This window comes from Amycolatopsis taiwanensis DSM 45107, from assembly GCF_000519205.1.
In the GTDB taxonomy this organism is placed as follows: domain Bacteria; phylum Actinomycetota; class Actinomycetes; order Mycobacteriales; family Pseudonocardiaceae; genus Amycolatopsis_E; species Amycolatopsis_E taiwanensis.
This window is the reverse complement of the sequence record NZ_JAFB01000056.1, coordinates 1-26,125: the sequence shown is the minus strand read 5'-3', so window position 1 is coordinate 26,125 and position 26,125 is coordinate 1. Positions and strand designations below refer to the sequence as shown.

Below are 26,125 nucleotides of genomic sequence, written 5' to 3'. Positions count from 1 at the left end.
CGGTCGCTCGGCATGTCGCGGCTGTACTCGCTGTGGCAGACTCCTGACACCTGCTCACCCGCGTGGAACTCGCTGCTGCGTTCGAACCTCATCACGATACGGCCTGCGCTCGCGACATGGGGCTGTCCGAAGAGGACAGGCTGGTCCTTTCGCACGTGGGATTGCCCCGCGACGAACCGAATCCGTTGCCATAGCGGGAGTTCATGCGTGCTCTCCGGATGGCGGCCGGTATGCCGATCGGGCGGCCGTCGACGAGGTGGATGGCCGAGTTGGGCGCGCTGGTGCTGCGGTCGGACACGGAATTGTTGTTGAAGAGCCGTCGTGTGGTACCTGGACGGCTGTTGGGATTCGATCCATGCTGTTCGGACCTCTTGGGCTCCCCGCATGTGCGACGAACTGGGCGACGCCCGTGACGCCCTGGCCGCGATGTCTCGGGAAGCCCCCGGCCCGGCAGTGGATCCGATCATGCTCCGGCCGGTGAGGCTGTGGAGATCACTACGCTGGTCGACAACGTCTTGGACGGGCTGCTCGCGGGCAGCGAGCGGAACCTGGGCGGGCTGCACAGCGTGGTGCTCGGCCACGGCCACTTCGACCACGCAGGTGGGCTGGGAAGGCTACGCGGAATCCGCAAGTGATCATCCCGTCTCGGCGTAGTAGGAGTGCACCGCGGGCTGGCCGGTGTAGTTGGCTCCTGCCCGGTCGTCGGCGCCGAGGTAGGTGTAGGGCAGGCGCGCATGGCAAGTGCCAGTGCGGTTGATGCGGTGGCGGCGTGGATCATAGGTGAACCCGGCCGCGCGTAGCCGGGTGGAAAGGCGCCGCCCGGCTGGACGACCGTCGGGTAAGCGGATGCCGGCGAGGTCGAGGTCGGCGACGAGTTGGCCGGTGTCGGCCAGCCATCCGGCGGCACGGGTGAGCACAGCGAGCTTGTCACCGACGTAGTGCAGTCCGTGCACACAGGTAATCAGGTCGAAGGCCCGGTTCGGGGTCCACGTGGTGATCGAGGTACAGATCAGCGACAGCCCCGCCGTGGGCTGTGGTGCAGCGGCGAACGCGTCGACCAAGTCGACCCCGACGAGGGTGACCTGGCCACCGAGGCCTGCGTCGCGAAGTTGTCCGGCAGCTTGGGTCAAGGCACGGCCGCTGCCGCAGCACAGGTCCAGCCAGGCCACGCCCTGCACCCCTGCCTCCGCGAGCCGGGCGGCGAGCACGTCGACCGGGTTGAACCCCAACTCCCGGGTGTAGCTGTTGACCCCGGCCAACTGCCGCTCGCGGTTCATGGCGCAGTTTGCCACCACCGCCGACCTCTCCAACGTCACATCATCGAGCAGCCCCACCGGTAGGCCCTGGTCATCCACCCCGACAGCATTTCACTACCAGACCGAACTCCGAACACGGTGTACCAATCCGACGGAGCCGAACAGATCCATCGACGGTCACGCGTGGTGTTGCTCCCGTCGAGGTGGCCGTAGTGGCCGTACCTCAAGCTCGGCGCCCTCGTTTGCTCGATGTCCATGCGCTACGAGTGACCTGGGGTTCCATGAGCTCCCGACGAAACTGATCACCTTGGAACGCCACTCGATAACCTCGTCGTCAGCAAAAGTCAACCGTCAGTGGATACTCCCCGAAGCTTGTGAGTCAAAGCGTCCAGGAGAATTCGATAGTGGAAATTCGTCCTGGCAGCCCCGCAACCGCACGGATGACCTGCGAACGAGATGACACCTGTGAATGCAAGAAATATTTTGCGCCTCGCCGTGGCCCTGGGATCTGTATGCATGTCGATCAGAGTCGTTCGTTGATCGCAGCGAGGTGGATGGCGGGTTTGTAGCGTGGGCGAGTTTTTCATGGCTGGTGGCGACGGCGCTGTGTTCCTGCGGACACGCCCGGCTGGACCGGGAATTCGTCTGCCTGAGCCGGGAATTCGGGTACCTGGACCGGGAATTCGCGTGCCTGAGCCGGGGACACGCCCGGTGCTGGCGTGTCCCCGGTTCGGGAGGGTGAGTTCCGGGTTCAGGTGGGCGAGTTCTGGGTTCGGGCGGGCGAGTTCTGGGGCGGGGGAGGTGAGTTCTGGGTTCCGGCGGGTGAGTTCTGGGTTTGTGGCGAGTTCCGGGGGTTTGGGAAGAACCAGAATCAGCCGAGCTCACCCCAACCGACTTCGATACAGGCTCTAGGAGGATGGGGCCTCACAGCCCACTTTCGTGCAGGTGGCCAGGAAGAGGGGGTAGGTGGCCCCGTCCTTGACCACTTCGTAAACCTGCTCGACGTGGACATCGGTGAACCCGGCCGACTCGAGCTTGGTGGACAGATCCTGGGTGTCGAACCCGTGGTGGCCGTGGAAGTCGCCGTCGTGGTGGAACGAGCCGTCCTCTTTGACGAGGTCGACCACGCACAGATGGCCGCCGCTGTCGAGGAGTCTCGCGAAGCCGTCGAGCACGGGTGTGAGGTCCGGGATGTGGTGCAGCGTCATCACCGTGACGACCAGGTCGAAGCGCTCGTCGGGGATGCGTCCGGCGGAGAGGTCCAGGTCCCAGATGCGACTGCTCGCGGGCAGGGCTCCCGTGGCCAGCTTGGAGTGCATGACCTCCCGCATGCCCTTTGACGGGTCGGCGAGGGTGAGCGGACCGACGCTGCCGGCGAGTTCCTGTGACACGAGGCCGGTGCCGGCTCCGTACTCGAGGACGCGGGTCGCTCCGGTCGGGTTCACTGCCCGGCGAATGGCCGCCGCCACTACGTGAGCACGCTTGGTCTTGGCTTGGTCGTCCCAGGTCGCGGCCTTCTCGTCGAACGAGCTCATGTCGTTTCGCCCTTCTCTCCGGCGATCGTCGTGGCCAGCCTAATGCGTCGCCGCCGGCCCGTACGAGCCCGCCGAGGGTTTGACGCGTGCAACTGCACCGCAAGCCGCCGACCGTGGGGGAGCACGGCTGGGAGTGAATTAGGAGTAATGTCATGCGCCGAACGGTCTGTACGGTGGCTGTTGTGCCCATTCAGGAGAAGCAAAAGAATCGCCACTTTCGGCAAAATATCGACAAATCACCGAAAATGAACTTTTGCGGACAACTGCAATAACTCTTTTGAGGCGCGTCGAATTGCAATATATTACCGGTCGGGCCCGCGTTGATAATGCAACGGGCCGCCGAAGTGACTCGGCTTGGGACCGAGACGGGCAGAAGGGATGGCGGCGATGGTCCCGGCACCCGCACTCGAGGAACGGGCGCTCGAACCGGTTTCCGGCGGATGGTCGGGTTCCGAGCTTGCGGATCGACCGGAGACCTGGCAGGTGTGCTTGCCCGCGGAGGACCGTGAGGAACTGCTCCAGGTCACCGCGAATCTGATGCCCGGCGGGTTCGGCATCGATCGTTTCCAGCGGCGTCCCGCGGTCACCGCGCGAACCCGATCGCTCATCGCCAACCTGCACCGCCGCCTTGCCGGCGAGCCGGGATCGTTTCAGTAAGCGGGCAACGGCTGCGTGCCGGCGTTGCTGTTTGAGTAGCGGGAGAAAACTCGGCGCAAGGAGAAGTACGTCATGTCAACGCATATCTCGGGGGCCTACGGCCAGTTCGCGTATTTCGACCGCCAGTTGGGGCATCCGGATTGGGCCGGTAGGCGGGTACTCGACTTCGGGGGGAACGTGGGGAACATCCTGCTCGACCCGAACTGCACGATCGAACACGGAAAGTACTGGTCGATCGACGTCTCCCGCGATTCCATCACCGAAGGCAAACGGCGGCACCCGAGAGCGAACTTCGTCTTCTACGACCGGTACAACTTCGAGTTCAATCCGACGGGGACACCCAAACTGCCCATTCCCGACCTCGGGAAGTTCGATTTCATTGTGGGACACTCCGTCTTCACTCACGTCCCCCAGGCGGAGATGCTGGAGTTCGCCGAACAGCTCCTCGACTTCCTGACCGACGACGGAAAGGCCGCATTCTCCTTCATGGACCCGCTGTGGCAGCCTCCGCTGGATAACGCCGACGCCTTCGCCAACAAGTACGCCCCCACCAGGATGTCCAACCTTCAGTGGCGGCTGCGGCGACACCAGGAAGAATTCCCGGACACCGATGTGCCGGCGCTGATCGCGCGGGCGGCCGAACAAACCGAGCTGACCTGGGTCACGCTGACCAACGGCGAACTGTTCTTCGGCGCTGCCGGGGGCCTGACCGACGACCGGCCCAACCGCCATTGCGACACGTTCTGCACACCGGCGTACATGCGGCAGTTGTTCCCGAACGGGCAGATCGTCGACCCAGTCGCACCCGTACGGATGCACTGCCTGGTCATCGACAAGGCCGGCCGCCGAGGTTAGCAGCAGCGACCGGTTGGAGGAGGTAACGTTGACCACTACCTGGATCTCGTCGCGCATGGGCCAGTTCGCCTATTTCGACCGTCAGTTGGGGCATCCGGATTGGGCCGGTAAGCGGGTACTCGACTTCGGGGGGAACGTGGGGAACATCCTGCTCGACCCGAACTGCACGATCGAACACGAGAAGTACTGGTCGATCGATGTTTCTCGCGACTCCGTCACCGAAGGCAAACGGCGGCACCCGAGGGCGAACTTCGTCTTCTACGACCGGTACAACTTCGAGTACAACTCGACGGGTACACCCGGGCTGCCCATCCCCGACCTCGGAAAGTTCGACTTCATCGTCGGCTGGTCGATCTTCACGCACGTGAGCAAGGTGGAGACGCTGGAGTTCGCCGAACAGCTCCTCGGCTTCCTGACCGACGACGGAAAGGCCGCATTCTCCTTCATCGACCCAACGTTCACCCCACCGCCGGGATGGGCCCGGGAAAATGAGTCGCCAGGCAGGTCGAACCTGCAGTGGCGGCTGGAGGCCCGCCGGGCGACCAAGCCCGATATGGATGTGGCCGGTCTGCTCGCGCGGGCTGAGCAGACCGAGCTGACCTGGACCACCGTCGTCAACGACGACGAGTTGATCTTGGATCCCGACGAGGACGGCGTGTCCGCCGACAAACCGAACCGCTTTTACATCACCTTCTGTACACCGGCGTACATGCAAAAGCTCTTTCCCCAGGGCAAGGTCCTCGACCCGGTGCCACCGGAACGGTTCCACTGCCTCGTCATCGACAAGGCCAGCCGCCGGGCCCGCTAGTCCAGGCCGATGAGTCACCGTTCCGGGTCACCCGCGAGCTCTCGACTTCCTCGATGTGCCTTGGGACAAGCGGATGCTCGACTACGGCGCCGTCGACCATGGGCCCATGCGCGGTGCGGGGTAGCGGCCGCGGATCCGGTGGGCGGCGGCAACGCGTCCACGGCCGAGGTCGCAGACCGGCGGCTGAGACTGTCAATAAGCTCCGTTTCGTTGTATATTCCCCCATGCCACGTTGGCAAACTTAGAATGATCTTCGACAACGCGGTCGCGAGGGGGATAACGCAACCATGGCCAATGATCGTCGAGAGTCCTACACGCGAGACGGTATCGAGGCAATGAAATGGGGGCTGGTTCGCGCGACAATAGACAGAGATGTCTGGGACAGCGTACGCGGTGAAGGCGCGATGCGTTGTTTCGCCGGAAGTCCGGACGAGGGATATCGCATCTCGTTCGATCACGACGCGATATTGCATGACCGGGAGCAGGAACCTGGGTACGAGCCACCGACGTGGATGACGCATCATCGTCTGCCCCCGGTTTCACAAAAGCGAAACGAGATAACGGACAGAACGGCATACGTGGAAGATTACCAAGGTAATCGCACGTCCGAGACGTTCGATGTCTGGGCGGATCCACCGAATTCTGGGACATTTGAGGTCCAGGGGCTCTACCGAAAATGGGTGAACCGGGTGGACGAGGTTTTCACCGGCTGGGACCAGGTCGACCACATGCCGTATGAGAAAAACTTCTGGGAAGCCGCCAGTCGTCTCCGGGACGCGATCAAGCCGCTCGAGACCATGAGCGTTCCGGGTGAGCCCTACTATGCGGCATGTCGTAGTCTTGGCCTTGTCGAGCACGATCCGGGAGCGCAAGGTACCACGCCGCCCGAAAGAATGTGGGCACCACAAATCAACGGCCCCATCGACCGGTTCGTCATTCCGTTGCAGGGAACCTTCCTGAACCTGTTCGTGCTTGGCGAATTATTGGCCGCCCAGCTCGACGGCATGGGAAAAATGTGGCAAAACGCGCGGCTCAGCGTCATGGAAATAGGCTGGTACGCCACGAAGAAGATGTCTCGCGATGCGGGTAGGATCGACGTCCAGGCCATCATCAAGAGTGCCGGCTGGGTCGTAGGCGCAATGGGGTTGATTGCCATGCCAACACCTGCCTCCATCGGACTGGCCGCTACCGGAATCATTCTTGCGAGTGCGGATGCCATCCTGGAGGAGATCAAGAACGGTGGCAAGGATGTGCTCGACCTCGAGGTGGCGATCCAAGGTGGGTCGGCGGAGGAAATTCTCCGGTCAACCGAATCGGCACTCAACAGTGATCGAACCAGCGGTCTCGAGCCTCAGATCGAGATTGACGAGGCCGACAGCATCGACATGCTGGGGGTAGCCCGGTCGCACCTGGACAACGATCAAGCGGTATATGACGTGGCAGCCAAGACCTACAAAACCTGCTTCACCATGGAGGTGAGCGATGTTCAGGAAGACACGGCGCCGAATACCAAGCAAGACGTGGATATCAGCGTCGAATTCGAGCGCCTTCGCGATGCGGGGAAAACATTTGCCGATGAACTCGGGCAAGAACTTCAAGGCGTCTCCCGGGGAGTGCAAGACACCTTCTCGACGAGTTCGGCGTGGGAGCGCCCGGAACTTCCTGGTGGTGTCGCGATCGGTATCGGCCTGACCGGTCCGTGGGAAAATTGGAGCCCGGTTCGCGATCATCTGGTACGTATCCTCGATACGACCGCGACGCAAGTGGTAGAGGTGGGAGAATATTTGATTTCCGCCGCGAACTACCTCGAGCGACAGGACGCTTCGGCCAAAGAGGCCATGGAAAAGGCTTCTCAGGAACTTGACAAAATGTTCAAATAGCATCTGATTCGAGGTCGCGGCAGGAGGACCAGCTACGCGAACCATGGAGCCCGTGCCATCTGGTTCGCGTAGCAGTTGCCGAGGTTGTGGTCTCCCACCTGTGCGGGCACCCTCAAGCTCCTAGGCCGCGGACTCGGCGCGATCTCGTCGCCATCGGCATCACGGCAAACCTGCACGTGGTGGCGCTCGGCCAGGCGGTCTGGCTCGTCCGCATCGGGTGTTCGGGCGCGCGCCTCGGGGGAGGTCAAGATTTCCGGTGCCGAGCTGTCGATTTCCTGGCTTGTCGTTCGTCTTACTGCGTGACCCGCCGGGGCCTGGTGCTACCGGTTCGGGGCTCACACGTAGCTCATGGGTATGAGCGCCCAATCACCTCCAGGAGTGCACAATGGAGTTCGTACAAGCTGTCGAGGCCGCGGACGAAACGACGATCCAGTCGATGCTGGCCGCCGATCCCGGGCTGCGCGACAAGCACGCGGGCCTGGTTACGCGGATGGCCGAGGCGCGCAACTGGTCAGCCGTCCGGCTGCTGGTCAACCTTGGTTTCGAGGTCAACGGCGTCAGCTCCGCCGGCGCCACCCCTTTGCATTATGCGGCGGCAGCGGGTGAGCTGTCGGTCGCGCACCTGCTGGTCGAGCACGGTGCCGACCGCACCGCCCGCGAACCACAGTTCGGCGCGCAGCCGGCGGGCTGGGCGCAGTACTTCAAGAAGGCGGAAACCCAGAAATATCTCGAATCCCTGGCCTGATGCCGCGCCGCCCGTCACACGGCATCAGGGACTGCGCGATCATCTGGTAGCAACGAGGAGGAAGCGATGAAGTACGTCATGCTCGTCTATCAAGGCGACGCGCTTGAGCGGCAGGCCACGCTGTCCGAGGAGGAGCAGAAACAGGTCCACGCCGACTACCAGGGGATCCACCAGACGCCGGGCGTCACTCCCGTGCCGCCGATGGGCCTGCCCGAGAACGCGACAACGGTCCGCGTCGAGGGCGGCAAGACCCTGACCACGGATGGCCCGTTCGTCGGGATGAAGGAGTCCGTGGGTAGCTTGTTCATCCTGGAAGCCGACGACCTCGACGCGGCCATCGAGGTGGCTGCCCGCGTCCCGGCGGCACGCTACGGTGGCGCCGTCGAGATCCGCCCCTCGGAGGTGTATTGGTAACGACGCTCGGCCAGGTCTTCCGCGAGGAATGGGGCCGCGTCCTGGCCACCCTGATCGGCTTCCTCGGCGACTTCGACCTCGCCGAGGAAGCCGCGCAGGAGGCGTTCGCGATGGCCGCCGACCGATGGCCACGCGACGGCGTCCCCAGCAACCCGCGCGCCTGGTTGATCACCACGGCTCGGAACCGGGCGACGGACCAGATCCGCCGCGACCGGGTCCTCGCGACCAAGTTCGGCCTGCTCGTCGCCGGCAATCGTGCGGAGGTGCCGATGAACACGACGACGTTTCCCGACGAGCGCCTGGAACTCATCTTCACCTGCTGTCACCCGGCGCTCGCAATCGAGGCGCAGGTCGCGCTCACTCTGCGCACCCTCGGCGGGCTCACCACCGACGAGATCGCCCGCGCCTTCCTGGTCCCGGAGCGCACGATGGCGCAGCGGCTGGTGCGGGCCAAACGCAAGATCAAAGCAGCGGGGATCCCGTTTCGCGTGCCACCCGCCCACCTGCTCCGCGAGCGTCTCGACGCCGTTCTCGCCGTCGTGTACCTGATCTTCAACGAAGGCTACGGTGGCCGCGACGAACTCGCGGCGGAGGCAATCTGGTTGGGACGCGCGCTCGCCGAACTGCTTCCGGACGACCCCGAGGTGCATGGGCTGCTGGCAATGATGCTCTTGCACGATTCTCGTCGCGAGACGCGGTTCAGTGACGGCGAGCTCGTGCTGCTCGGCGATCAGGACCGGTCACGGTGGAACACCGAGCAGATCGCCGCTGGACGCGCCGAGCTGGACCGGGCGCTCGCCCTGCGCGGCCGCGGACCGTATGTTCTGCAGGCCGCCATCGCCTCGTTGCACGTCGAGGTGCCGTGCGACTGGGCGCAGATCGCGGCCCTGTACGGCCAGCTCGCCCGCCTGACCGGCTCGCCCGTCGTGGAGCTCAACCGCGCCATCGCCATCGCCGAGACCGAAGGCCCCGAGGCCGGCCTGCGCATCGTCGACCAACTCGGCCTCGACGACTTCCGCTACCTGCACTCGACCAAGGCCGAACTCTTGCGACGACTCGGACGCACCGACGAGGCACGTGACGCCTACCGACGTGCCAGACAACTCACCGACGACGGCGCTGAACGGCGCTTCCTCGAACGCCGGCTGACGGAACTGGCCGCCGCCACAGGCTGTGCGATGGAATGAGCGTGGGCCTCGCGGTGTTGATCCTGGGCGTGACAGACGAGACTGTGGAGCTCAGCCCCTCGGAATGGGTGCAGGGCCAGACGAAGAAGATCCTGGAGACCGGGACCACCGAGGGCGTCGAGGTGCTCGGGTCGCCGGTCGTGCTGTTGACGTTGCGCGGCGCGAAGACCGGCACGTTGCGCTACACCCCGGTGATGAGGGTGGAACATGCCGGCAGCTACGCCGTTGTGGCGTCCAAGGGCGGTGCCCCTGAGCACCCGAACTGGTATTACAACATCAAGGCGCACCCCGAGTTCCCGCTGCAGGACGGGACCGTGACCAAGGTCTACGTCGCGCGTGAGGTCGAGGGCGCGGAGCGGGCCGAGTGGTGGGAGCGGGCGGTCGCGGCCTACCCCTCCTATGCCGAGTACCAGAAGAAGACCGACCGGCAGATCCCGGTGTTCGTGCTCGACCCGAAGTGACGGGCGTGGCCGGCGACACTCATCGTGGCCGGCCCCGACCAAGATCATTGAGTTACAGGCTGGCCAGCCGCGCTGGAGGTGGGCGAAAGCGGTGTCCAGGGCGGCGGTCGGGTCCGGTTCCGTTCCGGCGAGATCGGGGATTTCCAGGACGTAGCGGGCGAGTAGGCGCAGGGACAAGTCGTCGGCGTCCCGGCCGGTCTGCTCGGCGATGACCCGGGTCAGCGCGACTTCGCAGCTGGTCCACAGTGCCCTGGCATGGGCTCGTAAAGCCGGTGTGGCGATCACGAGTGCGGCGATCCGACGCGCCTCCGGCTCGGGGTCGGGGTCGAACGGGCCTCGTGTGGCGAGGAAGTCCCGCAGGGCCTGCAGCACGGAGACATCTGCCGGGCGTTGTCGCACCGCGGCCGTCAGAGCCTGCTCACGTTCGTCGCTGTTACCGAGGACCAGCGCCTCCTTCCCACCAGGGAAGTGTGCGAACAACGTGGAGACCGCAGTGTCCGAGGCCTCGGCGATCTCAGCGACGGTGACCTTGTCGAACCCCCGCTCCAGGAACAGCCGCTGGGCCGCGGCAGCGAGGCCTTGGCGCGTGGCGGCCTTCTTCCGCTCATGGCTGGGAGCCGCGCGCTCCTGTCCGACCGACCGCCGACTCACGGGAGCCGACATGCCGTTTCTCACCGCCGCGCAGCACTGGGACGTCCATCGACCTCCCTCGGCCGAGGGCAAGAACTTCCTGGTCACCGGCGGAAACGCGGGTATCGGCTACTTCGTCGCCGAACAACTCGCCGGCACCGGAGCCACCGTCGTCCTGGGCAGTCGCGACGCTGCGAAGGCCACTGCCGCCATGACGGCGATCCGGTCCCGCGTCTCCGAGGCGAGGGTGCGTCACCTGGCCCTGGACCTGGCCGACCTGGCCACGCTCAAACCCTCGGTGGACGCGCTGGGGTTGGATCGCCTCGATGCGGTCGTGTGCAACGCCGGTGTGCTGCTCGACCATCCGCGACGGTGCGAAACCCGGGACGGTTACGAGTTGATGTTCGCCACCAACCACCTGGGGCACTTCGCGTTGACCGGATGGCTGGCCCCGCTGCTGTCGGCGGCCCCAGCCGGTCGCGTCGTCACCACCGGCAGCTTCGTAGCGAAATCGGCGCGGCTGGACCTTTCTGACCTCCAAGTCACCCGCGGATACCGGCCGAAGGACGCCTACGCCCGGTCAAAGCTGGCCCAAATGCTGTTCGGGTTCGAACTCGACCGTCGCCTGCGGGCCGCGGGATACACGACCGTGAGCGTGGTGAACCATCCGGGTGGCGCGCTGGACCCGCTCACTCCGTCCCGTCCGCCCGTCCACGTCCGGACCACGGGCCAACGCCTGCGCGGCCTGCCCGCCGGCGTCCTCCTGCAGGGCAAGCACGCCGCCGCATGGCCCGCGGTCCGGGCGGTCCTCGATCCAGTCGTCCGGGGCGGGCAGTTGTGGGGTCCACGGATGCTCGGATTTCGTGGTGAACCCCGGCTCGAGCCGGTGCGGGGAGTACTGGCTGACACCGAGACGGCAACTCAGCTGTGGACCGCCAGCGTCGACCTCACCGGCATCGATCCTTTCGCGCATTGACAGGTCAGCTCGGTGACTGACTCGGCCGAGCCACGCACCGGCCGCCGAGCGGCGGGCCTTTGCTCAGCGGCCGAAACATTCCCGGACGAAGTAGTCTGAGCGCCCGCTGTCGTCGGTGAACGTGGTGAAGATGCAGACGACGAGGGAGCCTCGGTTGATGCGTCCCTGCAGATGCACCTGCATGTACCCGTGGTCGAAGGTGGCGAGGAAGGCGGGCGCGTTGTCGAGGTAATGCGCGTCTGCGTACAGCTCCGCGCGGGTCGTGCCCCAGTCGACCGGCCCGTCGGCGCCCACGCCGTAGGCCTGTACGAGGACGTCTTCGCCGTCGGGCACGACCTCCAGCGAGTAGATGCCTTTGGTCACGGTCGGAGCCAGGGCGTCCCAGGTACCGAGCAGCGCGCCCGGTTCGTTGGCGCCGGTCCGCAGCAGCGGGTGGATATCGGCGCCGCCGGGTTCGGCCGGTCGCCGGCTGCCCGTCGCCGGGATGTAGAACTCGCGGGTGAAGTAGTCGCGCCGGCCCGAGCCCTCGGCGAACCGGTGGAAGGCGTGCCCGGTCGCCAGGCCCAGTGCCAGGTAGGACTCCAGCTGAGTCCGGACCTGCGCGCCGTCGAAGGTGGCGACGAACGCGGTGAAGGCATGGCCGGGGCCGGGCCGCAGGGTGTTCGCGAAGGCCTGCGCCGGCACCTCGCCCCAGTCGCCCTCCCTCGTCGCGCCGTAACCGCTCGCGCTGATCAGCAGGGACCCGTTATGGCCGCGTGCACGGAACCGGGAGACGCCGCCGGCGAGTCCGGTGGTGCTGACCCAGTCGCCTTCCACCGGGGTGAGATCGATCGGTCTCCGCTCCAGCGCGGTCTCGCCGTTGCCGATCCGATCAGCCTCGCGTGCGTGCGTCACGATGGTCATCGTTGACCTTCCTTTCGCGGTCCGGTGCCGATTCGAGGTGCGGAACGCTTCCGCATTTGTATGGTGCCACGGCTGACGGGCCCGGCGGCCGGCCCAGGGCGTCGGAATGTCGGCCGGCCGCGCAAGAAGCCGGTCGAGGGCCACCTGGCACTGGCCAACCGATGCCTGTTCGTCGCGGAATGCCGGCGAGCATTGTTGCAATTGCCCTTCCTGGGAGTTCTGCGCGAGTAGAAATCGCAGCAGGCGTAGGTCATCTGATGTATTCAGCCTCGAAACACCGTCCACACTGGACGATCTGTTCCGCGGCCGACTGCGAGGCCGGCCTCGGGCGCGGGCTCGTCAGAGCCTGCTGTTTCGGAACTGGCGCGAGAAGCAGACGCCGACGCCGACGAGCAGCAACAAACCGGCGCACAGCCAAGCGGCGGACCGTGAAAGGCCCGGGCTAGATCAGGCCGAGGTCCCGTGCTCGGGCGCCGGCCTGGAAGCGGGATTCCGCGCCCAGCGCGTTCATCAGTTCCGCCACCCGCCGCCGGTAAGTCCGCACGCCCAAGCCGACCTGTCGAGCCGCTGTCTCGTCCTTGCAGCCGGACGCCAGCAGTTCCAGCACCCGCGGAGCCAGCTCGCACAGCTCTGCGTGCTGCGCGTCGTACACCGCGAGGTCGGTGGCCGATCGCCAGGCTGCTTCGAACAAGGAAGCGACGTTCTGCACCAGCGCGGGCTCTGACACCACGCCGTAGCCGCGTCGGCCGTCGCGCACGTTGCCCGCGAGGATGGCGAACCGCCGGTCGATGATGATCGTTTCGTTGATGTCGTCCGGCGTGATGCGAACCTCGGCGTCCGGCGAAGCCGCGACGACCCGCAGGTGCTGGGCCATCGAAGGGTTCAACAGCACCCCCGGCCGGTACAGCTTCCGCAGCCGGGGCGTGGAAACCGGCGCATCACCAGGGGGCTGCCTGGTGATGGACCAAGTGTGCAGGTCCTGCGCCGCGCACCAGATCTCGCTGGCCGTCGCGAAGAGGTGGGCCGTGCGGGCGAACACTTCCTCCTCGCCGTCCAGGACACGCACACCGTCAACACTCATGACACCAGTGTTCCGTAAGCGCAACCGGCCCGGCAAAGTCGGCAAGAAGTTGCCATTTCCAGCGGGCCGAACTTCCCGTGAGCAAGCTGGCGTCATGACAACGATCAACGCCGGCGCCGCCGGGACGTGGGAACTCGGTGACCGCACCGTCAACCGCCTCGGGTTCGGCGCCATGCGGCTCATGGCCAAGGCCGACGGCAGCCCCAGTGACCGCAAGCAAGCCATCGCGGTCCTGCAGAAGGCGATAGAGCTGGGTGTCAACCACATCGACACCGCCGCCTTCTACTTCTCCAACCTCCGCTCCGCCAACGAGCTGATCAACACCGCTCTCGCTCCCTACCCGGACGACCTGGTCATCACCACGAAGGTCGGCCCCGGCCGTGACCCGTCCGGCAACTGGCTCGGTGCGGAAACGAAGGACGATCTGCGTGGTCAGGTCGAGGAGAACATCCGCCAGCTCGGTCTCGACCACCTCGATGTCGTCAACCTCCGCATCGGCCAGGGGCTGGAGCGCGGCGAAGGCTCCATCAAGCAGCGGTTCGAGGCCCTAGCCGAGCTCCAGCAGGAAGGCCTCATCCGGCACCTCGGAATCTCGAACGTCGGTCCCGAGCACCTTAAGGAGGCGCTCGCGATCGCACCAGTGGTGTGCGTACAAAACCAGTACGGACTCGGTACGCGTCGTGAGGACGACGCACTTATGGAGCTGTGCGCGGACAACAACATCGCTTTTGTGCCATTCTTCGCTATCGCTGCCGCCGTGCCGGGCGCGTTGCCCTCCAGCCCCGCCGACGACACCAGCGCAGATGTGGTCGCCGAAGTCGCCAACAGCCACGGAGTATCCGCGGCGCAGGTCCGGCTCGCCTGGACGCTCCACAAGGGACCGAACGTTCTCGCCATCCCCGGCACCGGAAACCCGGCACATCTGCGCGAAAACGTGGCGGCGGCCGGGTTACGGCTGACCGACGAGGACATGACCCGCTTGGAAACGGCCGGCTGAATATTCGCCGGGACGAACAATGGCCTCATTCGGGCGTGTTCGTCCTGGTGGTGGGCTCAGGTCAGGAGCGAATGGGCACCGAGGACTGGTCGGTCAGGGCCCGGCGATTGTCGACTCGATGGGACAAGGCTTACCAACTCGTCCGCCGCCACGGATCGACCCTGATCAACCCTGCGGTGACAGGATGACGGCGATGTGCCCGCCGGCAGTCTTCGTGACTTGGTGTCGTGGACTCAGAATGGCGGCTCTTGGGTGTCGCCGCTTTGTTGATCGTCCTTTGTAGACCCGTCCGATTTTCCGACGCCGGGTTCGATGGTCGGGCCGCCGATGGTGTCGATGTCCGGGGCGCCGATGATGTCGATGGGCACCACGGGTGCCCCGACCGACATCGGTCACTGCGTGGCCTGGCCGTGCTCGGACCGGCCAGATGCCCCAACCGGGATTTCGCCTGCCCCAACCCGGATTTCGCGCGCCCTAACCGGGATTTCGCGCGCCTGAACCGGGGACACGCCGACGTCGGGCGTGTCCCCGGTTCAGGCGGCTGAGTTCCGGGTTCAGGCGGCTGAGTTCCGGGTTCAGGCGGCTGAGTTCCGGGTTCAGGCGGCTGAGTTCCGGGTTCAGTGGGGCGAGTTCCGGGTTCGGGCCGGCGAAAGAATGTATAACGACCTATACGGCCGTCCAGGGCGTGGGCGGCCCCGTGCTGGCGCCTAGTGACGAAGACCGCGGCTTCGGTGCGCCGAAGGGAAGTCGAGTTTCTGTATGGCCTGCCGGGCTACGTCCTGCACCGCGAGGTCCCGCCAAGACGTCCCGGTCGCGGCAATGGTGATCAGAGTCGGACCGGCGGTGCTCCTTCGCTGCCATCCTGGTGTGGCGCCGCAACCGATGGCTGAAGTGGCCGCTCCTGGCGACCATCGGCATCCTGGTGGCCACCTTCACCCAGGTCGCACTGGGCCTGGAGAGCTCACTCGCCGCTCACGCCGCCCTCGGCGTGACCTTGTGTGGCATGGAGACCGCGCTCGTCCTCCGGGTCTTCTTGCTCCGCGTGGGGAGCTCGACTGCGACCGCGTGACAGCAACCACCCAGACAACGACGGCACGCGCAGCACAAGTTGGCGCGTCGATGGCCCCGAGACACCCCGGTCCGGGGCCATCAAATTAACGCCGGTCATCGATCGGCTCAGCCCTGACCAGCACTTTTCCTTTATGTGATGCCAAGTGGTGCCGCAGCTGAGCCATCATGAGCCATGGTGGCTTGTCATGGCACCATGAATGTGCCATGATGGCACCATGGACTTGACCTCGTATGTGAGCAACCTCGGTCGTGAGTTCGCCACGCTTGCCGAAGCCGGCGGTGACGAGGCGCGTGCGCTGGTCGAGCGCCTGACCGGGTCGCTCGAGTCGGCGATCCGGATGACCCTGCTGGACGCGCTGTCGGCTGCCGCCGACGAGATCACCCGGGACCTGGCTCCGGGTTCGGTGGAGTTGCGCCTGCGCGGCCGCGATCCGAACTTCGTCGTGACGTCGCCACCCCCCGAGTCGCTCGAAATCGCGGCCGAGGACACCGCGGTAACGGAAGACACCGCACCGGACAGCGGTCTTCTGATCGCCGAGGAGGGCCCCGCCGCGCGGATCAACGTACGCCTGCCCGAGCAGCTCAAGGCCGCGATCGAGGAGGTCGCGGCCAGGGAGGGACGCTCGGTCAACGCCTGGCTGGTCCGGGCGGCGGCCGCCGCCTTGCAGCGGTCCGATCGCGATCAACGCCCCGAGCCACGTGGCAGTAGCAAACGAACCAAGCAGCGCTTCACCGGCTGGGTGCGCTAATCGCACCGCTTTTCCTACATCACGTCCCCGACCTGCGGGGATGGCTCAACTACCCATGCTGAGGGGACGACCATGCCAAATTACGAGACGCCCGAACCGATTTCCGTCACGCTCGAACTCGGTGTCGGCGACGTGCGGATCACCGCGAGCGACCGGACCGACACCGTTGTCGAAGTCCGCCCGAGCGACGAAGCCGACGAGTCCGACGTGAAAGCCGCACGGCAGGTCCGTGTCGACTACACCAACGGCGTGCTCCAGGTCATCGGGCCGAAGTTGCGCGCTTTCGACTTCTCCCGCAAGACCAGGTCGGTCGACGTGTCCATCGAACTGCCCGCCGGTTCCCTGGTGTCGGCCGAGATACAGGCGGGGGACTTCCGCGGTGCCGGCCGGCTCGGGGAGTGCCGGTTCAAGACCTCGGCCGGGAACGTCCGGCTCGAACGAACCGGCCCGTTGCGTGTGGACACGGCTGCGGGTCACATCACTGCCGATGGCATCGCGGGCGACACCGAGATCTCCACCGGCTCCGGGAAGGTCCGGATCGGTGAGGTGCAGGGCACCGTGGTGGTCAAGAACTCCAACGGCGACACCACGATCGACGCGGTCACCGGCGAAGTGCGGGTGCGCTCGGCCAACGGCGACATCTCCGTCGAGCGGGCCGGCGCCGGTGTGGACGCGAAGACGTCCAACGGCGGCATCCGCCTCGGCGAGGTGATCCGCGGTTCGGTCGTGCTCGCGACCGCGATGGGTGACCTGGAGGTCGGCATTGCCGAGGGCACCGCCGCCTGGCTGGAGGTGAACACCGGATTCGGGCACGTGCGCAACCTGCTGGAGAGCGCCGGCGAGCCCGGAGAGTCCGACGAGACCGTCGAGGTGCGCGGGCGTACCTCCTATGGCGACATCACGATCCGCCGTTCCTGATTCATTCCTGGCCCTGGAGAAAGGGAAACCATGACCAGCAAGCAATCCCGGCCGGCGATCGCGGCCACCGGCCTCCGCAAGTCGTTCGGCGACCAGGTCGTGCTCGACGGTCTCGACCTGAACGTGCAACGGGGAACGGTCTTCTCACTGCTCGGTGCGAACGGTGCAGGGAAGACCACCACGGTCAAGATTCTGTCCACTTTGATCAGTGCCGACGCCGGTGACGTCCAGGTCGCCGGGCACGACCTCGCCCGGGAACCCGACGCGGTGCGCGCCGCGATCGGTGTCACCGGTCAGTTCTCGGCGGTGGACAACCTGCTCACCGGCGAGGAGAACCTGCTGCTCATGGCGGATCTGCACCACCTCGCCCGGGGCGAAAGGCGGCGGCGCGCCGCCCAGTTGCTCGAACAGTTCGACCTGGTCGACGCGGGCAAGAAGCCGGCATCAACCTATTCCGGCGGCATGCGGCGGCGGCTCGACCTGGCGATGACCCTGCTCGGCAGCCCGCAGGTGATCTTCCTCGACGAGCCGACCACCGGGCTGGACCCGCGTAGCCGCCGGAACATGTGGCAGATCGTCCGGGAGTTGGTGGCCGGCGGCGTCACCATCTTCCTGACCACGCAGTATCTGGACGAAGCCGACGAGCTGGCCGACCGGATCGCGGTACTCGACCACGGCCGGCTGGTCGCCGAGGGGACCGCGGACGAGCTGAAGCGCCGCATCCCCGGTGGGCACGTTCGCCTGCGGTTCGCCGACCCGCAGGGTCTCGACACGGCCATGAGCGCCCTTGGCCACGCCTCACGCGACAACGACGCGCTCGCCCTGCGAGTGCCCAGCGACGGCAGCCTGCGCTCGCTGAAGACCTTGATCGACCGGCTCGACGACCGTGCCATCGAGGTCGAGGAGCTGTCCGTGCACACCCCCGATCTCGACGACGTCTTCCTTGCCCTCACCGGCAACTCCACCAACGAGAAGGTGACCACTCGATGAGCACCCACACCCTCACCGGCCCGGCCCCAGCGGGCCTTGAGTTCCACCCGCTGCGCGACTCGGCGACCATGTTGCGCCGCAACATCAAGCACATGTTGCGGTACCCGTCGATGACCCTGATGCTCGTCGGGATGCCGATCGTCTTCCTGCTGCTGTTCGTCTACGTGTTCGGCGGCACGCTGGGCGCCGGGATCGGCGGGCCGACCGGCGGGCGCGCCGAGTACGCCAACTACCTCGCGCCCGCGATCATTCTGATGACCGTGACGGCCATCGTCCAAGGGACCGCGATCTCGGTCGCCATGGACATGACCGAGGGCGTCATCGCCCGGTTCCGCACCATGCACATCGCCCGCATCTCGGTGCTGACCGGGCATGTCCTCGGCAGCGTGATCCAGGCAATGATCAGCTTGGCGATCGTGCTCGGCGTTGCGCTGCTGGTCGGCTTCCGGCCCGTCGCCGGGCTGGGCGGGTGGCTGGCCACGGCCGGTTTCCTGGCGGTGGTGACCTTCGCGCTGGTCTGGCTCTCCGTCGCGCTCGGCCAGGTGAGCAAGAGCGTCGAGACGGCGAGCAATCTGCCCATGCCGCTGATTCTGCTGCCCTTTCTGGGCAGCGGGTTCGTCCCCACCGATTCCATGCCGGCCGGGCTACGCTGGTTCGCCGAGTACCAGCCGTTCACGCCGATCATCGAAACCCTGCGCGGCCTGCTGATGGACAAGCCGATCGGGAACAACGCGTGGATCGCGCTCGCCTGGTGCGCCGTGATCGCCCTCGGCGGCTACGTCTGGTCGAAACGACTGTTCAACCGCGAGTTCCGCCGCTGACGGCCTGCGCGACACGGATGGCATGAATTCGTGCCCGTGGCGCTTGCCTTTGAGATGCTGTGAGGCTTCCGGTGTGCGAATGCAGGAGTGTCGATTTGCCGAATTTGGTCAGTCGAGGCGGCGGCGCCTGTTACGGTCGACCAATGGGGGCTGACGTCATCGTCGAATCGACCGTTGTTCCCAGCACAGCCGGTGACTTGCGTGCGGCCGTGCGGCGACCGAGGTCCGACCGTCCGGTTCCGGGCCTGGTGTTCGTCGATGGCAGTGGGTGCGGGGGCATCGAGGACTGGGGCGGCTGGCCCGAGTGGATCAGTGAGTGTGGTGTCGCCGTGCTGGTGCACGACAAGCCTGGTTGCGGGCAGTCGCCTGGGGACTGGCGGACGCAGTCCTTCGCCGATCGGGCGGCTGAGGCGTTGGCCGCGGTCGAAGTGCTGCGCGGGTGGCGGGGTGTCGATCGTCATCGGATTGGCTTGATCGGGTGGAGCCAGGGCGGCTGGGTGTCGTTGCTGGCAGCGAGAACGGCGCCGGAAGCGATCGACCGGGTCGTGACGATCAGCGGTCCCGGCGTGAGCATGGCCGAGCAGGAACGCATGCGCATCGACAGTTGGCTTCGCCGTGACGGGGTGGATGGGGAGGACCACGCTGAAGGCATGGCCTGGGTGGACGAGCGAACCAGCAGGCTCCGCGCCGGCGAACCGGTCGAAGAGGTGATCGCCGCTCAGCGGCACTACGCCGACCGGCCCTGGTACCGGGTGGCGGTCCAGGCCACCGCCACCCCGGCCACGGCGGCGTTCTTCGCGCGCAGCATGGACATCGATCCGGCGGAGCTGCTTCCCGGACTGAGTTGTCCCGTGCTCGCGCTCTTCGGCGGAAGCGACGACTCGGTGCCCGTGGCCACCAGCGTTGCCAGAATTGCGGCAGCCCTGCCGGACGTTGAGCGACACCGGCACGGAATAGCGGTGTTCCCCGGCGCAGACCACGGCCTGTTCACTGGCGACCCTCGCCATGGGGTCGCTCGGCGTGACCAGCTCGCGCCAGGATTCCTGCCCATGCTCACGGCCTTTCTCAAGCAGTAGGCACTGGCCGATCGAACAGTGTGTTTGGTGACACTGCGGTAGCACTGCCCCGGTTTCTGGATTTCATAATGAAAACCTGGGGAGCCGGCAGGCAATCCTGGTGGATTTCAGGTGATGGAGTCCGGGTTGCGCGGTGCGTTTTCGATTGCTTCTCGTTCGCGCTGGACGTGCGCTTGGTACGAGGTCTCGTCCAGCAGCGTGGCCCAGTCGCCGGGGTGGTCGAGGGTGCAGCGGATGAGCCAGCCGTCGCCGCGGGGGTCGGTGCGGACCAGTATCGGGTTCGTGCGCAATCGGTCGTTGACTTCGGTCACGTGGAGGGCGAACGGCGCGGAAAGCGCCCAGGCGACCTTTTGTGCGTCGATGAGAGCGAGTTCCGCGTTCGTCTCCAGTGGACCGAGTTCCGGGAGGTCGACGGCGTTGACCAGGGTGAGTGTTTCGGCGATGCGTTCGGTGATGCCGAGGGTGAGGCCGTCGCCGGTGGGGCGGAGCCAGAGGTGGTCGGCGGTGTAGCGGACATCGTTGTTGCCGGCGTGATGTTCGGTCATGGGGCTCCTTCCCCGGCCGGCCCGTCGGCGGTCGGTGCCTGGAAGAGGGCGCGGTCGATGATGAGGGGAAGCGCCATTTCGACCTGGTGGGGTTCCAGGTCGACCTGGTCGATGAAGGGCGGGTAGGGCAGTGCGCCGGCGGCCGGTGAGACTGCGAACCGATCCGCGAGTTCGGTGGCGAATGCCCGCGAGGCGGCTGCTCGCCGGAGTGCGCCGGGGTGGTCGAGCAGATGCTGCGCGACCTTGGCGAGCAGCCCTGCCTGAGCCTGGGGGATCTGGCGCGGGTCGAGCGCGTAGGGGTGTTCGCGATCGCCGTAGGCCAGATCGAGTTCGCGGAGCATGGGGACGACGGCGGCCATGTCCAGCCAGACACGCAGGTACTCGGTGGTTTCCCGGCACGAGAGCACGGGCAGGAGGAACTCGTGCCATCCGGTGTGCAGGAACTTGCTCACGGTCGGCTCACCGGGCTCACAGGACGTCGGCGAGTTCGCGGCGGTAGCGCACGGCCTCGACCGGGACTTGGTGCCGTGCGGCCAGTTCTTCGTCGCTCCGGGGTCGTTCGTCGGCGAAGGAGCTGGTGCCGAGGGTGAGGTAGGCGGCGTATCGCGACACTTCGTCGTTGGTCCATTGTGGACGTTCGCCGATCCCGATCGCGAGCGCGGTCGCCCAGCGCCGCTCGGGTTCGTCGAGATCGTCGTTGAGTTCGACGCGGGAGGTGGGTTCCCACTCCACCACGCCGTAGACCTTGTTGCCGAAGGTGATCAGGCGCTGTGCCGTCCGGGGTACGGTGGCGTCCCAGGGTGGCATCGTGCGCCCGTGTGCGGTCAGCCAGTTGCGGCTGCCCTCGTGCAGGTCCGCCAGTTCCGAAGCGGCGAGCACCATGACGTGGACGAGCATGCGCAACTGGTCGGGGTCGGCCTCCAGGGTTGCCCGGGCGGTACGGGGCCCGAAGCGGGACTTGTTCGCCTCGACGAAGGCGCGGACGGCCGCGATGTCGGCGAGATCGGGATCGTCGCGCATGAGGGCGTTCAGGTCGTGGAGGTACTCGGAATAGCCTTCGTCGAGCGGGAGCTGCCGTGACGTGTGTGGTGAGCTGTCAGTCATGGCGAGCCCGCCCGTGCGATGCCGGGGTGATGACTTCGCGGTACACCATGAGTTCGGCGCCGATCATGTCCAGGTGGATGATCCGGAACGATTTGCCGTCGTGGTCTTCTTCCGCGCCCACATGAAGGTGGACCATTTGCACGGGATGGACGGCCTCGGCCTCGACGGGATCGCTGGCACAGTGCCAGTGCACCGGTTTGTCGGTGATTCCGCCGATGCTGATCCGGCGGTCGGCCGTCATGGGTTGTTCGCACCTAGGACAAGTGGGCATCGCTGGGCACCTCCGGCAGGTTGGTGGTGGTGGTATGTGTCCGATGCTTCGCGTGCAGCGCGGTTATGGAGTCGCGCAGCGCCTCGGCGGAGAGCACGAGTTCGCCGCGGGCGGCTTTCTCTTCGGCCGCGCTGCCGTGCCGCTCCACGAAGCGTTCGATCTCGGCCAGCGCCGCGCGCTGGCACAGTCCCGCGATTTCCGCGCCGGACAAGCCTTTCATCTCGCCGGCCATTTCGGACAGGTTCACCTCCGGGGCCAAGCGCATCTTTCGTAGCTGGACGTCCAGGATGCGCTCCCGCTGGTTCTGGTCCGGCAGGGAGAAGTTCACCGTGTATCCCAGCCGGCCGGGGCGTAGCACGGCCGGGTCGATCAGGTCGGGGCGGTTCGTGGCGCCGATGAGGACCACGTTGCCGAACTCGACGGCCTCGTCCAGTTCGCTGAAGAACTGGCGGGCCAGCCGGTCGGAGAGCCCGCCCTCCATTTCGGGGTGGCCATGACGGATGGGCACCAGCCCGTCGAGCCCGTCGAAGAACAGGATGCACGGGGCGGATTGCTTGGCCTTCTTGAAGACTTCGCGCAGTCCCTTTTCGGACTCGCCGACCCATTTCGACAGCAGTGAAGCGGCGTCCACAGTGATCAGTCGCAGCCCGGTCTCGGTGGCAAGTGCCTTCACCGTGAGCGACTTGCCGGTCCCGGACGGTCCGGCGAACAGGAAACCGGTCGGCGGCCGGATACCGGCCTGGGTGAACAGGGACGGATGAGCGCGGGGGAGTTGCAGGGCGGAGGAGACCGTGCGCCGGATGTGCTCCAGGCCGCCGATGTCTTCCCAGCGCACGTTGGGTCGTTCCAGGAAGAACTCGCGGGTTGTGGTGGGCTCGATGGCCTTCAGCGCCTCGGCGAAGTGCTCGGCCCGGATGCTGGTGCCCTCGGCCAGCGATTCGGTGCTGGCCGCGTCGGTCGCGTCGAGTTCGGCGAAGCAGTCGCGAATGGCGAGCATGCCCGCTTCCTTGCACAGGGCTTCCAGGTCGGCGCCGACGAAGCCGTGCGTGATCTCGGCCAGCGCCTCCAGGTCGACGTCGTCGGCCAGGGGCATGCCGCGGGAGTGGATCTGGAGGATGCGCAGGCGTCCCGTGCGGGTCGGCACGTTGACCGGGATTTCCCGGTCGAACCGGCCGGGCCGGCGTAACGCGGGGTCGACCGCCTCGGGCAGGTTCGTCGCACCGATGACCACGACCTCGCCGCGGGACACCAGGCCGTCCATGGACGCCAGCAGTTGGGCGACGACCCGTTTTTCGACCTCGCCGGAGACATCGATCCGGCGTGGCGCGATCGCGTCGATCTCGTCGAGAAAGATCACCGAGGGGGCGCGCCGGTGCGCCTCCTCGAAGATTTCCCGCAGCTTCGCCTCGCTTTCGCCGTAGAACTTGTGGATGATCTCGGGCCCGTTGACGTGGATGAAGTGCGCCTTGACCTCGCTGGCCACCGCGCGGGCGATGAGCGTCTTGCCCGAACCCGGTGGTCCGTAGAGCAGCACCCCCTTCGGCGGTTCGATCTTGAGCCGGGCGAACAGCGCCGGATACTTCAACGGGAGTTCGACCAGCTCCCGGACCCGCAGCACCTCGTCCTCGAGGCCGCCGATGTCCTCGTATTTGATCTTGAACAACGGCGGCTGGCTGGCCAGGGTCGCCGGGTCCCGCTTGATGCGGACGTCGGTGAAAGGACCGGCGACCACGGCGGTTTCCGGTTGCGTACCGGCGACCTGGAACAGGTGACCACGCTTGGAGAACACCGTCACCTTCAGCCGGTCGCCGTAGACCATGGCCCGGCCCACCAGCGCGTCGCGAATCTCGGCCACCTCGCGGGCACCGAACGTGCCCGCGTCCAGCGGTTCGATCAGCACTGTTGCCGCGGGCTGGGCGTCGATGGCGGAAACCGTGACGGGTTCACCGACGACGGCGCGGGCGTTTTCCCGCACCATGCCGTCCATCATGATCTGGTGCGTGCCCTGCCACTGCGGCGGCGCGGGGTGAGCGACGGCCACGGTCCGCCGCTCCCCGCTGATCGCCACCACCATGCCCGGCCGCACGCCAATGCGGGCGAGCAGATAACCGTCGATCCGAGCGGTGCCCCGGTCGACATCCTCCAACGGGGCCTCTGCCACCCGCAGCACGATCCCGCCGGAGTCCCGCTCGTGATCGGTGTCCTGGACGGTTCCGGAATCGGACGTCATGCCTCCACCGGGATAGCGGTCGGCCGGGTCAGCGACTCGACCAGTTCCTTGGCCCGCTGGGGCTCGTTGACCCACAGCTTGTAGAAGTCGAACGGGCACTCCGCCAACCCGTCCGGCGGCAACGCGGTGTAGCCGCGGTGCAGCGTGTTGAACAGGTGGTTCTCCGCCGTCCAGGTCTGCCGGGCGTCACGTACCGCCGACAGGGACAGCAACGCGTAGGTCACCTCGTCCGGAGCGGTGCCACATTCGGCGAGCATGCTGCCGTCGAAGTCGACCAGCATCGAGTTGCCGAAGTAGGAGTACACCAGGTCGCGGCCCGCCATGTTGGAAACCGCCACGTAGGTCAGGTTCTCCCAGGCACGGCACTGCTGAACGATCTTCTGCTGGTCTCGTGAGGGATACATGTAGCCCTGGCAGCGAACGACCAACTCCGCACCCTTCATCACGGTGTCGCGGAACATTTCGGGGTGGTTGCCCTCGTAACAGATGACGAGACCGACCTTGAGGCCCTTGGGTCCTTCACCCACCGTCGTCGTGTCGCCGGGATACCAGGGTTCCATCGGCACCCACGGCAGTACCTTGTGATGCTTGAGTACCACCTCGCCCTTGTCGTTGATCAACAGGAGGGTGTTGAACGGGTTGCCGTCCGGGTTCTCCTCGCCGGTGAGCGAGAAAACTCCCCAGACCTTGTTTTCCACGCACGCCTTGGCGAAGATCTCCACCTCCGGACCGTCCACAGTGGTGGTCAGGTCCTTCCACTTGGTGGGGTGGAAGCCCTGCGTGCTGTATTCCGGGAAGATGATGAGATCCAGGCCGGGGAACCCCCGCTTGGTACCCCATACCATCCGGGCGATCTTCTGGCAGTTCTCCAGCACCTCCTGCCTCGTCTCCACGACCGGCACCTGGTAGTTGACCACCGCCACGCCGACCGTGTCCGGCGAGGAGGAAATCGTCCCCATTGCCATTTCGATACTCCCTTCAGGAATCAGGAGGACAACGAGCCGATATGATCAAACACGTGCTGCCTTGCGTTGCGGCGTCATGGTCACTGTCTTCCGCCATCATCGGCGCTCGGCGGTGAAGATCTTGCTATGGCCGCGTCTGTCGAAAACCTGCAACGCCATGCCAAACACGATTCATGTTTTTGGTTGAACCCTGTTCTTCGTTTTCTCTTCGATTGGGGAACCGCATCGGCGGTGCCCTGTCCGGGGCAGTCGCGGTCGCTGACTGCCACGAGCGGTGGCAGGCAGCTCATGTGCGCCCCGATGCTCATAGCATTCGCCGCATGATGGCTGTTTGGCAAGTACCCGCGCTGGTGGCCTCGGTGATGGAGGTGTGCGGGAGGTGTCGATGTGCTTTCGCTACTCCGGCAAAGCTGCCCTGTTCAAGGCTCCGGAGAATTCTGTGGTTCCCCGTCGTCACCTTCCAGACGTAGTTGCGTTGCCGAGGGTGGCAGACATTTGGCGCTGGGTCACCTACCGCGCTCGTTAGCCCGGCGTGCGCGCTGTCCGTGACGGATCCGGATACGGCGCAGTGTGGAGGCGGTTAGTACTGCAACGGCACTTAGGTGAGTGGGTAGCCGCGTCGTTTGTAGTGGCTGAGTCTGGCTTGGTGTTGGCGGCGTCGGCGCCAGCAGGACCAGTGCCAGACGTGCCAGGTGTCGGGAANGTAGCGGTGGACCAGGTTGATCAACAGGCGGCGGATCTCGGGTAGGGTGTAGGCGATCATNCCCTGATCGCGTGTGCCGATTCCCCTTTTACGGTCAGGGTTTTGGTCGCGGCGAGCCAGGCATGGGCGAGCATCGCGAGGGTGATGTGGGCATACCACGCCCGCCAGCTGCGGACCTGGTAGTGGTCGAGCCCGGCCTCGTTTTTGGCTTGCTGGAAGCATTCCTCGATTCGCCACTTGGACCCGGCGATCCAGCCCAGGTCCAGCAGGGTGGCGCGGCGGGGACCGTAACAGAGG

Annotated in this window: 28 protein-coding genes and 2 pseudogenes; 17 read left to right on the top strand and 13 right to left on the bottom strand. The window is 66.0% G+C overall.

What is annotated here, in order from left to right:
* The first annotated feature begins 485 nt into the window (after positions 1-485).
* Positions 486-635, top strand: a complete 150-nt coding sequence (locus A3CU_RS54115; RefSeq protein ID WP_156960695.1) for an MBL fold metallo-hydrolase — start codon at positions 486-488, stop codon at positions 633-635.
* Here A3CU_RS54115 and A3CU_RS0133275 read toward each other — a convergent pair whose 3' ends face one another.
* Entirely contained in the window at positions 636-1,355 is a 720-nt protein-coding gene (locus tag A3CU_RS0133275) for a class I SAM-dependent methyltransferase (RefSeq protein ID WP_245617461.1), read from the bottom strand. It abuts the gene before it with no gap.
* An 809-nt stretch (positions 1,356-2,164) separates the two neighbouring features.
* Positions 2,165-2,791 carry a class I SAM-dependent methyltransferase gene (locus A3CU_RS0133265; RefSeq protein ID WP_027945893.1) on the bottom strand — a complete coding sequence of 209 codons (627 nt, stop codon included), beginning with the start codon at positions 2,789-2,791 and terminating at the stop codon, positions 2,165-2,167.
* A 387-nt stretch (positions 2,792-3,178) separates the two neighbouring features.
* On the opposite strand from A3CU_RS0133265, the gene A3CU_RS0133260 reads away from it, so the two are divergent.
* From A3CU_RS0133260 to A3CU_RS0133225, 8 genes are all read left to right on the top strand, one after another.
* On the top strand, positions 3,179-3,448 hold the full coding sequence (locus A3CU_RS0133260; protein ID WP_156960694.1) for a hypothetical protein: 270 nt from the start codon (positions 3,179-3,181) through the stop codon (positions 3,446-3,448).
* Between the two features lie 72 nt (positions 3,449-3,520).
* Positions 3,521-4,303 carry a class I SAM-dependent methyltransferase gene (locus A3CU_RS0133255; protein ID WP_027945891.1) on the top strand — a complete coding sequence of 261 codons (783 nt, stop codon included), beginning with the start codon at positions 3,521-3,523 and terminating at the stop codon, positions 4,301-4,303.
* 28 nt (positions 4,304-4,331) lie between these two features.
* Positions 4,332-5,111, top strand: coding sequence for a methyltransferase domain-containing protein (locus A3CU_RS0133250; protein ID WP_156960693.1), 780 nt, complete (start codon positions 4,332-4,334; stop codon positions 5,109-5,111).
* Positions 5,112-5,398: 287 nt separating this feature from the next.
* Positions 5,399-6,991 (top strand): hypothetical protein, encoded by a 1,593-nt coding sequence (locus tag A3CU_RS0133245; protein ID WP_156960692.1) that lies wholly within the window; start codon positions 5,399-5,401, stop codon positions 6,989-6,991.
* Between the two features lie 385 nt (positions 6,992-7,376).
* Entirely contained in the window at positions 7,377-7,736 is a 360-nt protein-coding gene (locus A3CU_RS0133240; protein ID WP_027945888.1) for an ankyrin repeat domain-containing protein, read from the top strand.
* Between the two features lie 66 nt (positions 7,737-7,802).
* Complete coding sequence (locus A3CU_RS0133235) at positions 7,803-8,150, top strand: YciI family protein (protein WP_027945887.1); 348 nt, start codon at positions 7,803-7,805, stop codon at positions 8,148-8,150.
* A complete protein-coding gene (locus A3CU_RS0133230) occupies positions 8,144-9,337 on the top strand; it encodes an RNA polymerase sigma factor (RefSeq protein WP_027945886.1) in 1,194 nt (397 codons plus the stop codon). The genes A3CU_RS0133235 and A3CU_RS0133230 overlap by 7 nt, the downstream gene beginning before the upstream one ends.
* Before the next feature lie 2 nt (positions 9,338-9,339).
* Positions 9,340-9,798 (top strand): nitroreductase family deazaflavin-dependent oxidoreductase, encoded by a 459-nt coding sequence (locus tag A3CU_RS0133225; RefSeq protein ID WP_425388298.1) that lies wholly within the window; start codon positions 9,340-9,342, stop codon positions 9,796-9,798.
* Positions 9,799-9,996: 198 nt separating this feature from the next.
* Here A3CU_RS0133225 and A3CU_RS51745 read toward each other — a convergent pair.
* Positions 9,997-10,461, bottom strand: a pseudogene (locus tag A3CU_RS51745) (TetR/AcrR family transcriptional regulator); the annotation flags it as partial.
* On the opposite strand from A3CU_RS51745, the gene A3CU_RS0133220 reads away from it, so the two are divergent.
* Positions 10,460-11,404, top strand: a complete 945-nt coding sequence (locus A3CU_RS0133220; RefSeq protein WP_027945884.1) for an SDR family NAD(P)-dependent oxidoreductase — start codon at positions 10,460-10,462, stop codon at positions 11,402-11,404. The pseudogene A3CU_RS51745 and the gene A3CU_RS0133220 sit on opposite strands and share 2 nt — an antisense overlap.
* Before the next feature lie 63 nt (positions 11,405-11,467).
* On the opposite strand, the gene A3CU_RS0133215 is transcribed toward A3CU_RS0133220, so the two are convergent.
* A complete protein-coding gene (locus A3CU_RS0133215) occupies positions 11,468-12,307 on the bottom strand; it encodes a hypothetical protein (protein WP_027945883.1) in 840 nt (279 codons plus the stop codon).
* A gap of 442 nt (positions 12,308-12,749) precedes the next feature.
* Positions 12,750-13,388 (bottom strand): helix-turn-helix domain-containing protein, encoded by a 639-nt coding sequence (locus tag A3CU_RS0133210; RefSeq protein ID WP_027945882.1) that lies wholly within the window; start codon positions 13,386-13,388, stop codon positions 12,750-12,752.
* Between the two features lie 94 nt (positions 13,389-13,482).
* Between A3CU_RS0133210 and A3CU_RS0133205 the strand changes: the two genes are divergently transcribed.
* Positions 13,483-14,385 carry an oxidoreductase gene (locus A3CU_RS0133205; RefSeq protein ID WP_027945881.1) on the top strand — a complete coding sequence of 301 codons (903 nt, stop codon included), beginning with the start codon at positions 13,483-13,485 and terminating at the stop codon, positions 14,383-14,385.
* 233 nt (positions 14,386-14,618) lie between these two features.
* Here A3CU_RS0133205 and A3CU_RS55280 read toward each other — a convergent pair whose 3' ends face one another.
* Positions 14,619-14,753 (bottom strand): hypothetical protein, encoded by a 135-nt coding sequence (locus A3CU_RS55280; RefSeq protein ID WP_281174173.1) that lies wholly within the window; start codon positions 14,751-14,753, stop codon positions 14,619-14,621.
* 497 nt (positions 14,754-15,250) lie between these two features.
* On the opposite strand from A3CU_RS55280, the gene A3CU_RS0133195 reads away from it, so the two are divergent.
* The 6 genes from A3CU_RS0133195 (at position 15,251) to A3CU_RS0133170 (ending at position 20,010) form a co-directional block, all read left to right on the top strand.
* Positions 15,251-15,454, top strand: coding sequence for a hypothetical protein (locus A3CU_RS0133195; RefSeq protein ID WP_027945880.1), 204 nt, complete (start codon positions 15,251-15,253; stop codon positions 15,452-15,454).
* Positions 15,455-15,671: 217 nt separating this feature from the next.
* Complete coding sequence (locus A3CU_RS0133190; protein WP_027945879.1) at positions 15,672-16,205, top strand: ribbon-helix-helix protein, CopG family; 534 nt, start codon at positions 15,672-15,674, stop codon at positions 16,203-16,205.
* A gap of 72 nt (positions 16,206-16,277) precedes the next feature.
* Positions 16,278-17,123: a DUF4097 family beta strand repeat-containing protein gene (locus tag A3CU_RS0133185; protein ID WP_027945878.1), complete on the top strand. Its 846-nt coding sequence runs from the start codon at positions 16,278-16,280 to the stop codon at positions 17,121-17,123.
* Positions 17,124-17,153: 30 nt separating this feature from the next.
* Positions 17,154-18,113, top strand: a complete 960-nt coding sequence (locus A3CU_RS0133180) for a daunorubicin resistance protein DrrA family ABC transporter ATP-binding protein (protein ID WP_027945877.1) — start codon at positions 17,154-17,156, stop codon at positions 18,111-18,113.
* Positions 18,110-18,934 (top strand): ABC transporter permease, encoded by an 825-nt coding sequence (locus A3CU_RS0133175; RefSeq protein WP_027945876.1) that lies wholly within the window; start codon positions 18,110-18,112, stop codon positions 18,932-18,934. Before A3CU_RS0133180 ends, A3CU_RS0133175 begins: the two co-directional genes overlap by 4 nt.
* A 143-nt stretch (positions 18,935-19,077) precedes the next feature.
* Positions 19,078-20,010, top strand: coding sequence for an alpha/beta hydrolase family protein (locus A3CU_RS0133170; RefSeq protein ID WP_027945875.1), 933 nt, complete (start codon positions 19,078-19,080; stop codon positions 20,008-20,010).
* 107 nt (positions 20,011-20,117) lie between these two features.
* On the opposite strand, the gene A3CU_RS53700 is transcribed toward A3CU_RS0133170, so the two are convergent.
* From A3CU_RS53700 to A3CU_RS0133130, 7 genes and pseudogenes are all read right to left on the bottom strand, one after another.
* Positions 20,118-20,555: a glycine cleavage system protein H gene (locus A3CU_RS53700; protein WP_052372613.1), complete on the bottom strand. Its 438-nt coding sequence runs from the start codon at positions 20,553-20,555 to the stop codon at positions 20,118-20,120.
* A complete protein-coding gene (locus A3CU_RS53695; protein ID WP_027945874.1) occupies positions 20,552-21,007 on the bottom strand; it encodes a hypothetical protein in 456 nt (151 codons plus the stop codon). The genes A3CU_RS53700 and A3CU_RS53695 overlap by 4 nt, the downstream gene beginning before the upstream one ends.
* Before the next feature lie 16 nt (positions 21,008-21,023).
* A complete protein-coding gene (locus A3CU_RS0133155; RefSeq protein WP_027945873.1) occupies positions 21,024-21,659 on the bottom strand; it encodes a hypothetical protein in 636 nt (211 codons plus the stop codon).
* Positions 21,652-21,900, bottom strand: coding sequence for a hypothetical protein (locus A3CU_RS0133150; protein WP_027945872.1), 249 nt, complete (start codon positions 21,898-21,900; stop codon positions 21,652-21,654). Before A3CU_RS0133150 ends, A3CU_RS0133155 begins: the two co-directional genes overlap by 8 nt.
* 13 nt (positions 21,901-21,913) lie before the next feature.
* The gene (locus tag A3CU_RS47955) at positions 21,914-24,160 is read right to left on the bottom strand and encodes an AAA family ATPase (RefSeq protein WP_052372611.1); all 2,247 of its coding nucleotides are present in this window, start codon (positions 24,158-24,160) and stop codon (positions 21,914-21,916) included.
* Positions 24,157-25,125, bottom strand: a complete 969-nt coding sequence (locus A3CU_RS0133140) for an aliphatic amidase (RefSeq protein WP_027945871.1) — start codon at positions 25,123-25,125, stop codon at positions 24,157-24,159. Before A3CU_RS0133140 ends, A3CU_RS47955 begins: the two co-directional genes overlap by 4 nt.
* A gap of 759 nt (positions 25,126-25,884) precedes the next feature.
* Positions 25,885-26,125: pseudogene (locus A3CU_RS0133130) on the bottom strand (IS701 family transposase); the annotation flags it as partial.

Bases quoted from the DNA above. Each gene is read 5' to 3' on its own strand.
- A3CU_RS0133265 (WP_027945893.1), bottom strand. From the start codon at position 2,791: ATGAGCTCGTTCGACGAGAAGGCCGCGACCTGGGACGACCAAGCCAAG.
- A3CU_RS0133260 (WP_156960694.1), top strand. From the start codon at position 3,179: ATGGTCCCGGCACCCGCACTCGAGGAACGGGCGCTCGAACCGGTTTCC.
- A3CU_RS0133255 (WP_027945891.1), top strand. From the start codon at position 3,521: ATGTCAACGCATATCTCGGGGGCCTACGGCCAGTTCGCGTATTTCGAC.
- A3CU_RS0133245 (WP_156960692.1), top strand. From the start codon at position 5,399: ATGGCCAATGATCGTCGAGAGTCCTACACGCGAGACGGTATCGAGGCA.
- A3CU_RS0133240 (WP_027945888.1), top strand. From the start codon at position 7,377: ATGGAGTTCGTACAAGCTGTCGAGGCCGCGGACGAAACGACGATCCAG.
- A3CU_RS0133235 (WP_027945887.1), top strand. From the start codon at position 7,803: ATGAAGTACGTCATGCTCGTCTATCAAGGCGACGCGCTTGAGCGGCAG.
- A3CU_RS0133220 (WP_027945884.1), top strand. From the start codon at position 10,460: ATGCCGTTTCTCACCGCCGCGCAGCACTGGGACGTCCATCGACCTCCC.
- A3CU_RS0133215 (WP_027945883.1), bottom strand. From the start codon at position 12,307: ATGACCATCGTGACGCACGCACGCGAGGCTGATCGGATCGGCAACGGC.
- A3CU_RS0133210 (WP_027945882.1), bottom strand. From the start codon at position 13,388: ATGAGTGTTGACGGTGTGCGTGTCCTGGACGGCGAGGAGGAAGTGTTC.
- A3CU_RS0133205 (WP_027945881.1), top strand. From the start codon at position 13,483: ATGACAACGATCAACGCCGGCGCCGCCGGGACGTGGGAACTCGGTGAC.
- A3CU_RS0133190 (WP_027945879.1), top strand. From the start codon at position 15,672: ATGGACTTGACCTCGTATGTGAGCAACCTCGGTCGTGAGTTCGCCACG.
- A3CU_RS0133185 (WP_027945878.1), top strand. From the start codon at position 16,278: ATGCCAAATTACGAGACGCCCGAACCGATTTCCGTCACGCTCGAACTC.
- A3CU_RS0133180 (WP_027945877.1), top strand. From the start codon at position 17,154: ATGACCAGCAAGCAATCCCGGCCGGCGATCGCGGCCACCGGCCTCCGC.
- A3CU_RS0133175 (WP_027945876.1), top strand. From the start codon at position 18,110: ATGAGCACCCACACCCTCACCGGCCCGGCCCCAGCGGGCCTTGAGTTC.
- A3CU_RS0133170 (WP_027945875.1), top strand. From the start codon at position 19,078: ATGGGGGCTGACGTCATCGTCGAATCGACCGTTGTTCCCAGCACAGCC.
- A3CU_RS53700 (WP_052372613.1), bottom strand. From the start codon at position 20,555: ATGACCGAACATCACGCCGGCAACAACGATGTCCGCTACACCGCCGAC.
- A3CU_RS0133155 (WP_027945873.1), bottom strand. From the start codon at position 21,659: ATGACTGACAGCTCACCACACACGTCACGGCAGCTCCCGCTCGACGAA.
- A3CU_RS0133150 (WP_027945872.1), bottom strand. From the start codon at position 21,900: ATGACGGCCGACCGCCGGATCAGCATCGGCGGAATCACCGACAAACCG.
- A3CU_RS47955 (WP_052372611.1), bottom strand. From the start codon at position 24,160: ATGACGTCCGATTCCGGAACCGTCCAGGACACCGATCACGAGCGGGAC.
- A3CU_RS0133140 (WP_027945871.1), bottom strand. From the start codon at position 25,125: ATGGCAATGGGGACGATTTCCTCCTCGCCGGACACGGTCGGCGTGGCG.